The 247-nt window shown below is 61.1% G+C and carries 1 pseudogene; it reads right to left on the reverse strand.

Annotated features, from left to right (window positions below):
* Positions 1-247 (reverse strand): annotated as a pseudogene (locus EOD29_RS34040) (AraC family transcriptional regulator); the annotation flags it as partial.

Consider the following 247-nt stretch of genomic DNA (forward strand, 5'->3'; position numbering starts at 1 on the left):
GGGCGACATAGGCGGCCAAGGCCTCGTTGCGGCCGCTGCGGCGGTTTTCGAATTCGTCGCCCAGCCGTCTCAACGTCTGCATGACATAGGTAGCCTCGGCATCATCGGGATCGAGCGACGTCAGATGCGGCGTCGCAAACCATTCGCCGAGGTGGCTTCGGTCGCCGGGCGGATGGCTGAGATGGGATCTCAACAGGGTGATCACCAAGCCGTCGATATCGCGTGAAAAACGAAAGCCGTGATTGAG

The sequence above is a fragment of the Mesorhizobium sp. M1A.T.Ca.IN.004.03.1.1 genome (assembly GCF_003997555.1).
GTDB lineage: Bacteria > Pseudomonadota > Alphaproteobacteria > Rhizobiales > Rhizobiaceae > Mesorhizobium.